The 14,322-nt window shown below is 50.2% G+C and carries 15 protein-coding genes; 8 read left to right on the top strand and 7 right to left on the bottom strand.

Translation table 11 applies throughout. The features are described from left to right. The first annotated feature begins 12 nt into the window (after positions 1 to 12). From XMG48_RS06885 to glcF, 3 genes are read left to right on the top strand one after another with little or no spacing between them, the layout of a single operon-like run. Positions 13 to 1,524 (top strand): FAD-linked oxidase C-terminal domain-containing protein, encoded by a 1,512-nt coding sequence (locus XMG48_RS06885; protein WP_173481331.1) that lies wholly within the window; start codon positions 13 to 15, stop codon positions 1,522 to 1,524. After that, positions 1,517 to 2,581: a glycolate oxidase subunit GlcE gene (glcE, locus tag XMG48_RS06880; protein WP_173481330.1), complete on the top strand. Its 1,065-nt coding sequence runs from the start codon at positions 1,517 to 1,519 to the stop codon at positions 2,579 to 2,581. The genes XMG48_RS06885 and glcE overlap by 8 nt, the downstream gene beginning before the upstream one ends. Positions 2,582 to 2,592: 11 nt before the next feature. Next, positions 2,593 to 3,801, top strand: a complete 1,209-nt coding sequence (glcF, locus tag XMG48_RS06875) for a glycolate oxidase subunit GlcF (RefSeq protein ID WP_173481329.1) — start codon at positions 2,593 to 2,595, stop codon at positions 3,799 to 3,801. Between the two features lie 56 nt (positions 3,802 to 3,857). Here glcF and XMG48_RS06870 read toward each other — a convergent pair whose 3' ends face one another. Both XMG48_RS06870 and XMG48_RS06865 read right to left on the bottom strand, forming a co-directional pair. Next, positions 3,858 to 5,087 carry an MFS transporter gene (locus XMG48_RS06870; RefSeq protein WP_173481328.1) on the bottom strand — a complete coding sequence of 410 codons (1,230 nt, stop codon included), beginning with the start codon at positions 5,085 to 5,087 and terminating at the stop codon, positions 3,858 to 3,860. After that, entirely contained in the window at positions 5,084 to 5,761 is a 678-nt protein-coding gene (locus XMG48_RS06865; protein WP_254442842.1) for a trimeric intracellular cation channel family protein, read from the bottom strand. Before XMG48_RS06865 ends, XMG48_RS06870 begins: the two co-directional genes overlap by 4 nt. 136 nt (positions 5,762 to 5,897) lie before the next feature. On the opposite strand from XMG48_RS06865, the gene XMG48_RS06860 reads away from it, so the two are divergent. Genes XMG48_RS06860 through XMG48_RS06850 form a run of 3 tightly spaced genes read left to right on the top strand, consistent with a single transcriptional unit; the run spans position 5,898 to position 9,033 of the window. Continuing rightward, a complete protein-coding gene (locus tag XMG48_RS06860) occupies positions 5,898 to 7,310 on the top strand; it encodes a phosphomannomutase (protein WP_173481327.1) in 1,413 nt (470 codons plus the stop codon). Beyond that, positions 7,311 to 8,096, top strand: coding sequence for a 2-oxo-tetronate isomerase (gene otnI / locus XMG48_RS06855; protein WP_173481326.1), 786 nt, complete (start codon positions 7,311 to 7,313; stop codon positions 8,094 to 8,096). Continuing rightward, positions 8,089 to 9,033, top strand: a complete 945-nt coding sequence (locus XMG48_RS06850; RefSeq protein ID WP_173481325.1) for a 2-hydroxyacid dehydrogenase — start codon at positions 8,089 to 8,091, stop codon at positions 9,031 to 9,033. The genes otnI and XMG48_RS06850 overlap by 8 nt, the downstream gene beginning before the upstream one ends. Here XMG48_RS06850 and XMG48_RS06845 read toward each other — a convergent pair. Both XMG48_RS06845 and XMG48_RS06840 read right to left on the bottom strand, forming a co-directional pair. Beyond that, on the bottom strand, positions 9,030 to 9,803 hold the full coding sequence (locus tag XMG48_RS06845) for a sulfite exporter TauE/SafE family protein (protein ID WP_217363614.1): 774 nt from the start codon (positions 9,801 to 9,803) through the stop codon (positions 9,030 to 9,032). The genes XMG48_RS06850 and XMG48_RS06845 overlap by 4 nt on opposite strands. Positions 9,804 to 9,805: 2 nt before the next feature. Beyond that, the gene (locus XMG48_RS06840; RefSeq protein WP_173481324.1) at positions 9,806 to 10,303 is read right to left on the bottom strand and encodes a disulfide bond formation protein B; all 498 of its coding nucleotides are present in this window, start codon (positions 10,301 to 10,303) and stop codon (positions 9,806 to 9,808) included. 259 nt (positions 10,304 to 10,562) lie between these two features. Here XMG48_RS06840 and XMG48_RS06835 point away from each other — a divergent pair, with 259 nt between their 5' ends. Both XMG48_RS06835 and rluB read left to right on the top strand, forming a co-directional pair. Continuing rightward, entirely contained in the window at positions 10,563 to 10,964 is a 402-nt protein-coding gene (locus XMG48_RS06835) for an H-NS family nucleoid-associated regulatory protein (RefSeq protein ID WP_173481323.1), read from the top strand. A gap of 75 nt (positions 10,965 to 11,039) precedes the next feature. Beyond that, positions 11,040 to 11,933 carry a 23S rRNA pseudouridine(2605) synthase RluB gene (rluB, locus tag XMG48_RS06830; RefSeq protein WP_173481322.1) on the top strand — a complete coding sequence of 298 codons (894 nt, stop codon included), beginning with the start codon at positions 11,040 to 11,042 and terminating at the stop codon, positions 11,931 to 11,933. 215 nt (positions 11,934 to 12,148) lie between these two features. Here the strand turns inward: rluB and XMG48_RS06825 are convergent, their stop codons facing one another. Genes XMG48_RS06825 through ubiG form a run of 3 tightly spaced genes read right to left on the bottom strand, consistent with a single transcriptional unit; the run spans position 12,149 to position 14,297 of the window. Continuing rightward, entirely contained in the window at positions 12,149 to 12,916 is a 768-nt protein-coding gene (locus tag XMG48_RS06825) for a YciK family oxidoreductase (protein ID WP_173481321.1), read from the bottom strand. An 11-nt stretch (positions 12,917 to 12,927) separates the two neighbouring features. Next, entirely contained in the window at positions 12,928 to 13,584 is a 657-nt protein-coding gene (locus XMG48_RS06820) for an HAD family hydrolase (RefSeq protein ID WP_173481320.1), read from the bottom strand. Further along, the gene (gene ubiG, locus XMG48_RS06815) at positions 13,581 to 14,297 is read right to left on the bottom strand and encodes a bifunctional 2-polyprenyl-6-hydroxyphenol methylase/3-demethylubiquinol 3-O-methyltransferase UbiG (protein WP_173481319.1); all 717 of its coding nucleotides are present in this window, start codon (positions 14,295 to 14,297) and stop codon (positions 13,581 to 13,583) included. The genes XMG48_RS06820 and ubiG overlap by 4 nt, the downstream gene beginning before the upstream one ends. Positions 14,298 to 14,322: the final 25 nt, after the last annotated feature.

Raw genomic sequence — 14,322 nt, 5'->3', positions numbered from 1 at the left:
TCGGAGATCAGTATGCAGAGTGCAGTGGCTAGCCCGGATCGTGTTGCTAAGCGTCAACGCATTGCTCAGCGATTTAATGAGTTCATTGATTCGCACTACGTCATCAGTGACAGCGAAACGTTAAAGCCTTATGAGTGTGACGGCCTTTCAGCCTATTGCGAAGAGGCGTTGATCGTTGTTTTGCCATCAACGGTAGAGCAGGCACAGAAGGTTCTTAAAATTTGTCACGAAGAGAACATCCCTGTGGTAGCTCGTGGTGCAGGTACCGGTTTGTGTGCCGGTGCTATGCCTCATGGTGATGGCGTGGTCTTATCGATGGCGAAGTTCAATAAGATCCTCGAGATCGATACTGACGCTAGAGCGGCTCGCGTTCAACCGGGTGTTCGCAACCTAGCGATTAGTGAAGCGGCAGGTGATTACAATCTCTATTACGGTCCAGACCCTTCGTCGCAAATAGCCTGCACCATTGGCGGTAACGTGGCTGAAAACTCAGGGGGTGTCCACTGCCTTAAATACGGTTTGACCGTGCATAACCTGTTAAGTGTTCAGTTCCTGACGATGGAAGGTGAGCTGCTAACCATCGGCTCAGAAGGTCTTGATAGCTGTGGTATGGATCTGATGGCGCTGTTCACAGGATCCGAAGGGCTATTGGGTGTGGTCACCGAAGTGCGAGTGAAGCTGCTGCCAAAACCTGAGCGTGCTCAGGTAGTGGTTGCAGGATTCGACTCGGTACCCAAAGCGGGTGATGCCGTCGGTGAGATCATTGCTAAGGGTATCATTCCTGGCGGTCTTGAGATGATGGATGGCTTTGCCATTAAAGCGGCTGAAGATTTTGCCAAAGCGGGCTACCCCGTCGATGCTCAGGCTCTATTGCTATGTGAGGTCGATGGCACCGATGAAGAGGTGGCGGAGCATATTGAAGCGGTTGAAACGCTGTTTCGTGAACTGGGAGCCACCTCGGTTCGCACATCTCAAAGTGAAGAGGAGCGTGCACGTCTATGGGCTGGGCGTAAATCAGCCTTCCCAGCCGTTGGACGTATTTCACCAGACTACTACTGCATGGACGGGACCATTCCGCGTGGTCAGCTAACGCATGTGCTGCTCGAGATGCAGAAAATGTCAGAGCACTACGGTCTGCGTGTGGCCAACGTTTTCCATGCCGGCGATGGCAACTTGCACCCACTGATTCTCTTTGATGCGAACGTACCGGGTGAGCTGGAGCGCACCGAAGAGTTCGGTGGCAAAATTCTTGAACTCTGTGTTGAGGTGGGCGGCTGTATCACGGGCGAGCACGGCGTAGGCTATGAAAAACTCCGTCAAATGCCGGCTCAGTTCAGTGATTCAGAGATCGAGCAGTTCCACAAAGTGAAGCGTGCCTTTGATGCCAAAGAGCTTCTTAATCCCGGTAAAGGTATACCGACCTTGAGAAGTTGTCAGGAGTACCGTTCGTTGGATCTTGATCTAACGCCCAATGCTCAGGTTAGCGCCAATAGCAATACTGATGCAGGAGAGTTCCGTGTCTGATTTAACCAATGAATTGATTAGCCAAGTCCGTGATGCGGTTGAGGCTAAAGAGACGCTGGCTATTTCAGCGGGTGGCAGTAAAGCCTTTATGGGACGTCAGATCGAGACGGATCGTACCATCGATGTCAGTGGTCACACAGGCATTGTTAGCTACCAACCGGTTGAGCTCGTTATGACCGCACGTGCCGGTACCAGACTTGCAGAGATTGAGTCTGCACTATCTGAACACAATCAGATGCTGGCCTGTGAGCCGCCACGTTTCGGTGGCAAAGCAACCTTAGGTGGTACATTGGCCGCTAACGTCTCAGGTCCGGGGCGCCCTTGGTACGGATCCATTCGTGATCATGTATTAGGCGTCAGGTTGATCAATGGCGAAGCGGAACAGCTGCGGTTTGGTGGTCAGGTGATGAAGAATGTCGCCGGTTACGATCTTTCGCGTCTGCAAGCGGGTGCGATGGGTGGATTAGGCCTAATGACCGAGATCTCTCTAAAAGTACTGCCTAAACCAGCGACTACCCGCACGTTGAAGTTCGCAATGGATCAAGCCGAAGCGATACAGCGCATGAACTCCATGTCAGGTCAGCCAAAGCCGATTACAGCGGCTTATTGGCACAACGGAGAATTGTTTGTTCGTCTGGCAGGTGCAGCCTCAGCAGTTGATGCGACTGCAAAAATTTGGGGTGGTGATGAACTGGCTCCAGAGGTTGCCTTGGCTCTTTGGGCGGATCTGCAAGATCAGAAACCAGCCCTATTCAATGCGGAAAAAGTCTGGCGCTTCTCCGTTAAGGGCAGTGCGGATGTCCTACCCATCGAAGGGGATTCATTAATCAACTGGGGTGGCGCTGAGCGCTGGTATGCCGGTGATCACAGTTTCGATCGTATGGTGGAGCTAGCAGAGAGTGCTGGTGGACAGGTTTCACTCTACCGCGGAGGTGATCGTACTGACGAGGTACTTCATCCGGTTAATCCATCAATTCAGGCTCTGCAACAACGCATTAAAGCGTCTGTCGATCCGCAGGGGGTGTTCAATCCCGGCCGTGCGTTTGGTTGGTTGTAGGAGTCAGTGTAATGAAAACGAATATAGTTCAAACCTTCCTAGCGACGCCTGAAGGACAAGAGGCGGAAGAGATTCTGCGTAGCTGCGTTCACTGTGGTTTCTGTACAGCGACTTGCCCAACCTACCAAGAGTTGAATGATGAGCGAGACGGTCCGCGTGGTCGAATCTATCTGATCAAACAGCTGTTGGAGACCGATGAGGTGACCGAAAAAACTCGGACACACCTAGATCGCTGTCTGACCTGTCGTTCATGTGAGACGACCTGTCCATCGGGCGTTCAATATGGACGTCTAGTTGATATAGGTCGTGGCATTGTTGAGAAGAAATTGGATCGCCCTGTTACGGAAAAAGTGGTTCGCTGGGGATTGAAACAGGTTCTGCCTCACGCTAACCGCTTTGGTCCGCTACTAAAAGTAGGTCAGGTGTTTAAACCGATTCTACCTGGCGCTCTGGGTAAGAAGGTCCCGCCTAAACGTAAAGCCTCTCCTTGGCCAGCCAAACGTCATGCTCGAGTTATGATGGCTCTTGCCGGTTGTGCTCAACCCAGTGCTGCACCCAATACCAATGCGGCAACGGCTCGGGTACTGGATAAGCTAGGAATCACTCTGGTTGAAGCACCACAAGCTGGATGCTGTGGAGCGGTGAATTACCACCTGTCGGCACACGAAGCGGGTCTTAATGAGATGCGCAAGAACATTGACGCCTGGTGGCCAGCGATTGAAGGGGGCTGTGAAGCCATTGTGATGACCGCGTCTGGTTGCGGTGCCATGGTTCAGGAGTACGGGCATCTATTAAGAGATGACCCAGACTACGCGGAGAAGGCCAAGCGTGTGAGTGAGCTGACAAAAGATATCAGTGAGGTGCTGCTGGCTGAAGATCTGTCACCACTTGCTCCTAATACTGATGGTGAAAAGATCGCGTTCCACTGTCCTTGTACCTTGCAGCACGCTATGAAACAGAGCGGCTCCGTAGAAAAAGTACTCGAGAAAGTGGGCTTTGATCTGGCCAAGACCAAGGATAAGCATCTCTGTTGTGGTTCCGCGGGCACCTACTCGATTCTTCAGCCGAAGATCAGTCAAAAGCTGCTAGCCAATAAGGTTGAGGCACTGACAGGGGATAACCCGACACAGATCGCTACCGCGAACATTGGGTGTCAGTTACACATTGAGACAGCTTCGCCGGTACCGGTTAATCACTGGATTGAACTGTTGGATCGATAAGATCGCAGTCACTATTAAAGGGGCCTTGTTAGGCTCCTATTTATTTGTCACTGCTTCTATTTTTCAGTTTCGGATTCGGGTGTGACGAGATGATCTCGGTTCCAAAGAGTGGGGTAGAGCGGAATCCAAAGTGCTACCAGGGCGAGGGTGCCAATGCCACCAAATAGAATGGAGGGGACCGCACCAATCCAGGCGGCAAGTGTACCTGATTCAAATTCACCCAGTTGATTGGAGGTTGCAATAAAGAGTGAGTTAACCGCGCTGACCCGTCCGCGCATCTCATCGGGTGTTTCAACCTGAACCAGTGTTGAGCGAATCACAACACTGATCATATCGGCGGCGCCAAGAACAAACAGAGCGGTCAGCGATACCCACATCACTTCAGAGAAACCGAAGACCAGAGTGCCCAAGCCAAAGACCCAGACGGCCGCATAGAGCCAACGCCCGGAGTGTCGTTGAATCGGGTATTTTGCAAGCAAGAACGACATCGCAACGGCCCCCGCCGCTGGTGCGCTTCTTAACAGGCCTAAACCGACTGAATCGGTCTGTAATATATCGTGCGCAATCATCGGTAGAAGAGCAGTAACGCTGCCGATTAGAACCGCCAGCGTATCGAGCATTAACGATCCCCATACCGGTTTGTTGCGCCAGACGTGGACAAAGCCCTCAAACAACTCTTTGCGACGCTGCTCGCTTCGGTCCCGTTTGATGGCTGTATCTTTCATGCCAAACAGCGTCACAATCGATATTAAGACGAACAGCATGCTAGTGGCATAGAGTGTGCCGGCTCCAAAAATATAGATGACGCCACCTAAAGCCGGACCAATAATTGTAATGGTCTCACGAGCTGAAGCGGTCAGTGTCATCGCTTGGGTCAGAAGCTGGCGCGGCACCAGATTCGGCACCATCGCTTGCCCCGCAGGCATGCTGAAGGTTCTAGAGACGCCCAGCATGAAACAGGCTATGTAGATGATCCCTTCTGTAATGGTCTCAGTGAAACTGGTTAAGGAGAGCGCACCAATGGTGATTAACAGCAGCACCCGACTCCAAATCATCACCTTATGACGATCGTATCGATCGGCCATGTCGCCTGCGTGCAGCGTAAACAGAATCTGAGGTACATAACGCGCCAGACCAACCCAGCCAAGCGCCATAGCGCTTTCGGTCATCAGGTAGACCTGCCAGCCCAAGCCGATCAGCATCATCTGAATCGCCATGCCGGAGGTGAGTTGGCTGGTGAGGAACCGAACAAATAATCCCTGTTTTAATAGCCTGGTGTCACTCACTGGTCTGAATCCTTAGAGGGGTTTCTGGCCTCTTCATGACTCTCTAATCTATGGCCTGCATCAATAAATTTTGGCAGACGCAAATTGCCAAATATGGCGGCCAGTCGGGTTAGAAAAATGACTAACATTGCCAAGTAGGAGAGGAGTATCGGGTCGACGTAACCTTCGCCTAATACAAATACCATCGCACCGAGTATGGTGCAGGTGGCATAGAGTTCGCCGTCGCCACCGCCAAGAATCATCGGGTCTTCATTGGTTAGCACATCACGGATAAGGCCGCCTGCAACGGCTGTGATACAGGCCATCATGACGACCAGTAGGGGCGATAGATCAGCCATCTGGGCCTTTTGCGCACCGATGATTGCAAAAAGTGAGATACCGGCGGCATCGAATATCAGCAACAGTCGGCGCGGGTAGCGAAGATAACGCGCTAAGATAAAGGTCACGAGACCCGCAATCAGTGCCGTTGATATATACCAGGTCTCTTCAAGCCAAAAGATGGGGCCGTTGTTGATGGTTAGGTCACGAATAGTCCCTCCACCTACCGCAGTGACGACGGCTAATACCATGACGCCAAAGATGTCGATGCGCTTACCGGTGGCGGCTAAGGCACCGGTGATAGCAAATACAACCGTCCCTAGAAACTCGGCAGCGAGTAGTGGCTGACTAAACAACAAAAGCCTCCCTTTGCTCTCTATGGATGCAAGCTTATCTGTGCGACAATCGGACTCATATTTATATGGGTCAGTGTTGGTATGAATTGTGCATTCTTTCACTCAAATCATCCATGAGTAAAGGATCTATTTGATTATGAAAATTTCTGAAGCGGGCGTTAAGTTTGGTACCAGTGGCGTTCGAGGCTTGGTCAGTGAGCTAACCAATGAGGTCGCGTACGCCTTTGCTGCTGCGTTTTGGCAAGCGGCAGGTCAAGGGACCCGTGTTGTTATAGGTCATGACTTACGACCCTCCAGCCCGCAAATTACCCGAGCCTGTATGGCGGCCATGAGAGACTTAGGTGTCGAGGTGATTTATGTCGGTGCATTGGCAACACCAGCCGTCGCCTACTACGCGTCTAAGATGCATGCGCCTGCGATTGTGGTGACTGGCAGCCATATCCCGTTCGATCGGAACGGAATCAAGTTTTACAGCGTCGAGGGTGAGATCAATAAGGCACATGAAGAGTCGATCTCATCGGCCGAGGTAGTGCTGCCTCAAATTATTGAGTGTCCAGAACTGCCTGCGATTGATGCTGGTGCTAAGTCGGCTTACCTATCACGCTATGTTGACTGTTTCGGTCAAGATCTTTGTTCTGGCTTGAAGGTCGCTATCTATCAGCACTCAAGTGTTGCTCGTGATCTGTTAAGTGAACTGTTCGAGGCGATGGGGGCAGAGGTGATTGCCCTTGGCAGGACAGAACAGTTTGTGCCTATCGATACTGAAGCGGTGCGTACAGAGGATATTGAACAGGCTAAGCGTTGGGCGTCTGAGGTTGGATTTGATCTTTTGGTCTCTACCGATGGTGATGCGGACCGTCCTCTCATCGCCGATGAGACAGGGACCTTTTTCCGCGGTGATATTCTGGGTGTCCTCACAGCAAAGGCGGTCGGTGCAGAAGCGGTTGTGACTCCCGTCAGCAGTAATACGGCACTGGAATTAAGCGGTTGGTTTGATCAAACGCTGCGTACACGAATAGGCTCACCCTATGTGATTGCAGGAATGGAGTCGGTTGCAGAGGGTGTTGTTGCCGGTTTTGAAGCGAACGGTGGATTTTTGTTAGGTAGCGATGTTGGACTGAATGGGTCAACGCTTTCAACGTTGGCGACGCGTGATGCTGTTCTGCCAATGCTAGCGGTCATCTACCTCGCCAAACAGAATCAGCTTAAGGCCAGTCAACTGTCGGCCGAGCTGCCAGAGCGATACACCGCATCGGATCGCATTCCAGGGATAGCGACCGAGTGGAGCCAATCGATGTTACAGCGTCTGAATGAAGGGCAGCTGCAGTTTGAATCGCTAATGCCTTGGTCTTTGGGTGGTATTCGATCAGTCGATCAGACCGATGGTTATCGTGTCGACTTTGATACTGATACGATTGTCCATCTTCGTCCCTCTGGTAATGCTCCAGAGCTGCGCTGTTATGTCGAGATGAACAGTGAACAGGATGCGACAGAACTCTGTCGTCGGGTACTTAACAAGGTCGAGCAACTGTTTAAGAGTGAAGTATAGATGTTAAATTTTGCTGCTAACCTATCGTTTCTATTTTCAGACCTTCCCTTTTTAGAGCGTTTCGTTGCGGCAAAAAAAGCCGGTTTTGATTCGGTCGAGTATCTTTTCCCGTACGACTATCCTGCGGAACAGATTAAAGACCTTTTAAATGAGTCTGGTTTGGAGCAAGCGCTGTTCAATGCCTCTGCCGGTGATTGGGGTGCGGGTGAACGTGGGCTAGCGGCGCTGGTCGGTCGCGAATCTGAGTTTAAAGCCTCGATTGAACAGGCGGCCTCTTATGCCGAGGTGTTGGGCAATCGACGTCTGCACATCATGTCCGGGCTAGCCGATTTTTCCGATCCAAAGGCATTTGAAACCTATCTGAATAATTTAACCTGGGCGGCCGATCAACTGAACTTATCAGGTATCAATGTGTTAATTGAGCCGATTAACAGTCGTGATATGCCAGGCTACTTTTTAACGACACCTGAGCAAGCTGCAGAGGTGATTGAGTTGGCCAATCGCACAAATTTAAAAATGCAGTTTGACCTCTACCATGCTCAGATTATGTGCGGGGATCTTATTACCCGTTTAGAGCGATACTGGCCTCTGATTGATCATATGCAGATCGCATCCGTGCCCGATCGCAATGAACCATCCAGCGGCGAAATCAACTACTCCTACCTCTTTAACTGGCTCGATCAAAAAGGGTATCAAGGATTCATTGGTTGCGAATATCGACCTAAAACAACGACTTTAGAGGGTTTGGGTTGGTTGTCTGACTACAAAAGGTCATCTAATGGATAAACCCAAGGCGCTTCTTGTTGCCGGCATTAGTGCTGAGCTAAAAGGTATGTTGGCGGAGGTGGTTGAACTGGTTCCGCTAAATAAGCAGGGTGATGCGAATCAGTTTTTAGCGGATCAGGGTGCCGATTTTGAATTGGTGGTCACCAGTGCCGGCAAAGGCTGTGCAAACGCATTGATGGAGCAGCTGCCCAATCTTAAAGTGATCTTTAACTGGGGCGTTGGCTATGACAAAGTGGATGCCGAGTTTGCGACTTCGCGCAATGTGTATGTGACCAACACACCCGACGTGCTTAACGAGTGTGTGGCGGATATGGCGATTGGGATGCTGATCTCACAAGCGCGCTGTATGGGCGAGGCTGAACGCTTTGTTCGTCGCGGTGAATGGCTTAGCAACCCAACACCACCGATGGGGCAAAAAGTCAGCGGTAAGCGCCTGGGTATTGTCGGATTAGGACGCATTGGATTGGAGACTGCTAAGAGAGCCGAGGCGTTTTCAATGCAGATTCGCTATCACAATCGTCATCCACGGGAGGATGTCGACTACGCTTATGAAGCGTCGATTGTTGAGCTGGCAAAATGGTCCGACTACTTGCTTCTGCTCTGTCCAAGTACGCCAGAGACCTATCAGATGATCGATCGAGAGGTGTTACAGGCCTTGGGACCACAAAGTTCGCTGATCAATATCGCCCGCGGTGCGGTGGTGGATCAAAAGGCACTGGTTGATCTTCTGCTGTCCGGTGAGTTGGGTGGTGCGGCGTTGGATGTCTTTGAGAGAGAGCCAGAGGTGCCAGAGGCGCTAATGGATCTGCCTAATGTGTTGCTATTGCCACACGTTGGTAGTGCCACGTTTGAAACCCGAACGGCAATGGCCCAGTTGGTTGTCGATAATGTAAAAGCCTATATCGAATCAGGAAGCCTGGTTACTCCCGTCAATTAGTCCAGTAGGTAAATGCTGGTAAAGAACCAGAGGGTGATGGCTGTGCTGGCAAAAATGATGGCCAGTCTAACCCAGCTGTTTGGAATCCTCTTGGAGATGATGCCTGCTGCATAGCCCCCAATCAGTGTGCCAACCAGCAGTATCAATGTTTCGCTCCAGCTAATCAGATCATTGATTAGGAATAGCACAATGGCACAACCTGAAATGGTCGATGAGTAGAGCAGTTTAAGTGCATTCATCTCATTAACAGAGCGATAGCCTGCTAAGCTGCAGTAACTCAGCAGTAATATCCCCAGTCCTGCATTAAAGAATCCACCGTAGATTGATACGCCAATAAAAAGCAGGGTAAATAACCCGTTTTGTGCTTTATCGATATGGCGATGTTTTTGGCTCCACTTTTGTAATGTCTTATTAAACTGTCCGCCAAAAATAAACAGCAGAGTCGCGAAGAGTAGTAGCCAAGGCACGGCTTTTTCAAATTCGCTGTTAGAGGTTTGTGTTAACAGGTAGGCACCTATTATTCCGCCGATCGCAGAGATAAAAGAGAAGATCAGAAGTTTTTTAGGTGAATCTTTTATCTCTTGTCGAAGCGCATAGGTGCCCGAAAGATAGCCAGCTGTTGCAGCAAAGGTGTTGCTGGCATTGGCGATGACAGGGGGAACCCCAACAGCAATCAGAGCGGGGAATGTGATAAAACTTCCACCGCCAGCAAGAGAGTTTACGATGCCACCTAAAATACCTGCAGCGGCAAGAAATAGAATCTCTTCCAAACTTATTGACTCTTTAGCTGATTGATTAAATGCCAAATTGATAAGGCTAAAGAGACCGCTGCCGTGACAATAAGCACCTCTGCCATAGTGATCCCTTTAATGATCTCTGGCGTGTAGCCACATAGCTCCCAAGGTTCAAATATTGCCGGAAGCCAAAGGTGAAGGGGAAACCAGTTTGGGAAAGGGTCGCTCAATGTGCAGCTGCTCTCAAACCAGTAGCGCTCGATCCCTAAAACTTGGTAGCTCTGGTAAAGCAGAAAAGCCATCAGTGGAACAAGTAAAAAGGCGAGCAGCGTCTGTATAGAACGCGCTGAGAAGATCTTCCCGGATACTGCCAAGAGAAGGGCGCCAAAGAGTGTGGCACGAATCTGTACGCAGAGAGCACAGGGACCGTAGTCGAGTAGGTATTGAAAAACTAAAGCCCCAGCCTCGAGGCCTAACGCGAGTATAAGTGTGTAGCTCCAGATGAGCGGTTTTGGCGATTCTCTAAACTTAAACATGGCTTCTTTGAATGGTTATTTTCTAGGTGATTCTAATCATCTTTTTATTCGCTGTCGCTATTAAAAATTAGAACTTTGTAAATTTATTTAAATGGATTTATTCGTGGTTTAATTTAATTGTTTGGTTTAGGTTTTTTAAATATTTTTATTTATTTAAATTTTTATATTGAGAAAACTATTTATTTTTATATATTATGTTGGCGTTAAATTAAAACTGTGCATCCCCTTTGCCAACTATTAATAGTATTAGGAATTTTTGATGAGCGATTTTATTAAAACTCTTTTGCGCAAAAACTCTCTTCGTAAACAGTGCCAATCGGTTGGTGCAGATGAGATCGAAAAAGTGATTGCCGATCTAACGGATATTCTTGAAGAGCGTCGCGCTGAGGAAGCTGCTTTACTAGAGCAGAACCGTGCAAAGCAGGAGGCGATTGAAGCGATTCGCCAGAAGATGCGTGAAGCGGGTATTGCGCTCGATGAGCTAACTGGTATCACTGAATCGGCGCCTAAATCTCGTAAAGAGGTGAAAGCTAAGTACCAGATTACCGATGCAAGTGGTCAAACCCATGCCTGGACAGGTCGCGGTCGCACTCCAACTGTATTCGCAGAGTACATGGCTTCTCGTGGTATCACAAAAGATCAACTGCCAACCATAGATTGATATATAATCGCCCTATGAGTGAAGGCCCTTCCTCGGAAGGGTCTTTTTGTTTCTATGTTTTGAGGTTGCGTCCGCATGTCTGATGAAAAACTGCAAAAAGTGTTGGCGCGCTCCGGTGTAGGCTCACGTCGTGAGATGGAGCGTTGGATCGAAGAGGGTCGAGTCGAAGTAAACGGCAAATTGGCGACTCTTGGTGATCGTGTTTCTGCTGAAGACCAGATTAAGGTCGATGGCAAATCTATTGAACTGAACAGTGCGGGTAGCCAAACGGCTCGAGTTCTTATCTACAATAAACCCATTGGTGAAGTCTGCACTCGCCATGATCCTGAAGGCAGGCCAACTGTCTTTGATAATCTGCCGAAGCTTAAATCTGAGCGTTGGGTTGCGATCGGTCGTCTCGATATCAATACATCGGGTCTTTTGGTTTTTACTACCGATGGTGAAATTGCTAACAAGATGATGCACCCATCGAGCAACATTGACCGCGAATACGCGGTTCGAGTTCTAGGTGATGTCAGTGATGCTGTACTCAAGCGTTTAACCGACGGTGTTCTGCTTGAAGATGGCATGGCTAAGTTTACCGACGTTCGTTACTTCAACGGTGAAGGTGCCAATAAATGGTTCCACTGTTGTGTGATGGAGGGTCGTAACCGTGAAGTTCGTCGTCTTTGGGAGTCTCAAGAGCTGCAAGTTAACCGCCTAAAGCGTGTCCGTTTCGGGCCGGTATTCCTGCCCAGTGACGTTAAGGTAGGCACTTGGCGAGAGCTTGGTCAGAAAGAGGTCGACATTCTAACGGATGAGCTGCTGCTAGAGCGTCGCAAAGTGCCTTCGATCAATCCCGAAGATCTTGATCGTAAAGAGCGCGAATACAAACGCCAGAAAATACGTCAAACCACCGATCACAACCGTGATTCAGCCCGACAGGACCGCCGCAAGCGTAAGGTTCGTGTGGTGGGCAAGCGAGGGTGACAATTGAGGGGGCTGTCCTTCGGTCTGATCCCTCTCTCTAGCTGATAGTGACGGGCCTTCAGCCTGTCATCTGCTTTATCGGTGTTTTCCAGATAGGCATTAAATTCTAACTGCGGATGACAGGCTGAAGGCCAGTCATCTCTACTAAGATCGCGGCCTTTTTAAGACCGCTCCAACGTTGGTAATGGCCAGCCTTTAGGCTGGGTATTCGCTCTCTAGCTCAAATCCGCAGCGGTCATTGCACCTTGTGCATCTATATTCTGTCCGTTGACTCCTTTGCTATCAGGTCCCATTAGGAATAGATACGCAGGTTGGATATCGTCGGGTGTTGCAATGGTGCTTGGGTCCTCTGCAGGGTATGCGTAGGCACGCATTGCAGTGGCGGTACCGCCTGGATTGATGGCGTTGATGCGGATGCTTGGGTCATTCTCTAGCTCGTCAGCTAAGGTCTCCATCAGTCCCAGTGTGGCGAATTTAGAGACGCAGTAGGCACCCCAGTAGGCACGGCCCTTGGTCGCAACCCCCGAAGTGACAAAAATGACTGAGGCGTCTTCGGATTGTCTAAGCAGTGGCATTAGGGTCTGTGTCAGGATGAACGGTGCGTTGACGTTCACGCGCATTACCTGTTCCCAGATGATCGGGTCGTAGTTCTCAATCGAAGTTCTTAGACCAAGGATGCCTGCGTTGTGCAGGATGCCATCTAGCTTGCCAAAGGTCTCATCCAGCAAGTTAGCCAGCTCAATGTAGTCGGGTTCGCTTGCCTTGTCGAAGTCGATCGGCACGATGGCAGGCTGTTTGCAGCCTAGCGCTTCAATTTCATCGTAGACAGCTTCAAGCTTCTCTTCGGTGCGGCCCGCTAGTATGACAGTCGCGCCCGCTTTGGCGTAGGCGATAGCTGAAGCTTTACCTATTCCATCACCGGCACCAGTGACCAGAATAGTGCGTCCTTCAAGAAGTTGCTCGGGAGCGTCGTAGGTAAACATGCTTAGACCTTTTAAATAAATTGTTCACTAAGAAATGAGAGAAGGTTCTCGGACTGATGAAGTGCATGAGTTGCTTGCCACTCCCTATAATCCTCGCCTTGCGCTAAGTAACCGAAGGTGCAGGCTACCGTTGGTGTGCCTGCCGCTTTTCCAGCGACAATGTCGCGAATATGGTCGCCAAAGTAGAGTGAGTGCTCTGCTGTTGCATCAACCGTTTTAAGCGCTTTGATAATCCCTTCTGGATCGGGTTTTGATTGACTAACGTCCTCTGGGCAGATGCAGACACTGCAGCGATCAGTGAGTTGCAGTTGCTCAAGCACGATATCCGTCAAATCTCTAGGTTTGTTCGTCACAATGCCCCAGGGAATCTGCTGCTCTTCAAGCCAGCTCAACGCTTCGTTAAAGCCGGGAAACAGACCGCCACTCTCGACGGGGTTACTTCTATACAGAGAGAGAAACTCATTGTGAAGTGCTGTCTCATTGGCAATGAACTGCTCTGGGAAAGCGGCCTTAAGCATTGGCTTTCCGCCGTTCGAGGCATTGTCCCTAATTAGCTGAAAATCGGGCTCCGCGAAGCCGTGGTTCTGTGCCTGCTGACAAATGACGCGATAAAAGTCCGGGGCTGTATCCAGCAGTGTGCCGTCTAGATCAAAGAGTGCAGATCTCATAGTGGTTTGGTCGCGGCAACCAGATAGTTCACGCTGACATCATTAGCATTCAGTGCGTAGACTTTGGTCAGTGGGTTGTAGGTCATACCGCATAGGTCATCCACCTCCAGTCCAGCAGCACGCATGTGGTTGGCCAGTTCAGCCGGGCGGATGAACTTGTTGAAGTCGTGTGTGCCGTTGGGAACCAGTTTAAGCAGACGCTCTGCACCCAAAATGGCAAACAGGTAGGCTTTCGGGTTGCGATTTAAAGTCGAGAAAAAAACGCGTCCACCTGGTTTGGTTAGGGCTGCACAGGCTTTTACGACCGAAGCTGGGTCTGGAACGTGTTCTAGCATCTCCATGCAGGTGACGACATCAAAGCGCTCTGGGTTCTGTTCAGCGAACTCTTCCGCTGTTGTGCGGGTGTAATCGACTTTAACGCCAGACTCTAGGCCGTGCAGTTTGGCGATTTTTAGTGGCGCTTCACCCATATCAATGCCGCTAACTGAGGCGCCGCGGTGCGCCATCGCTTCCGATAAAATGCCACCGCCACAGCCGACATCTAATACCTCTTTGCCGGCCAGATCAGCATGACGATCAATGAAGCCAACTCGCAGTGGGTTGATATCGTGAAGGGGTTTGAATTCACTCTCTTTATCCCACCAGCGTGATGCAAGCTCTTCGAATTTAGAGATCTCTTGTGGGTCGATATTCAGGTTTGTTTGATCGGTCATTTAGGCTACCAAAGTGGCAATTCAT

The organism is Marinobacterium sp. xm-g-48 (assembly GCF_013282925.1).
Taxonomy (GTDB): Bacteria; Pseudomonadota; Gammaproteobacteria; order Pseudomonadales; family Balneatricaceae; genus Marinobacterium_E.
The sequence above is the reverse complement of the archived record's forward strand: the minus strand, read 5'-3'. Positions and strand labels throughout refer to the sequence as shown.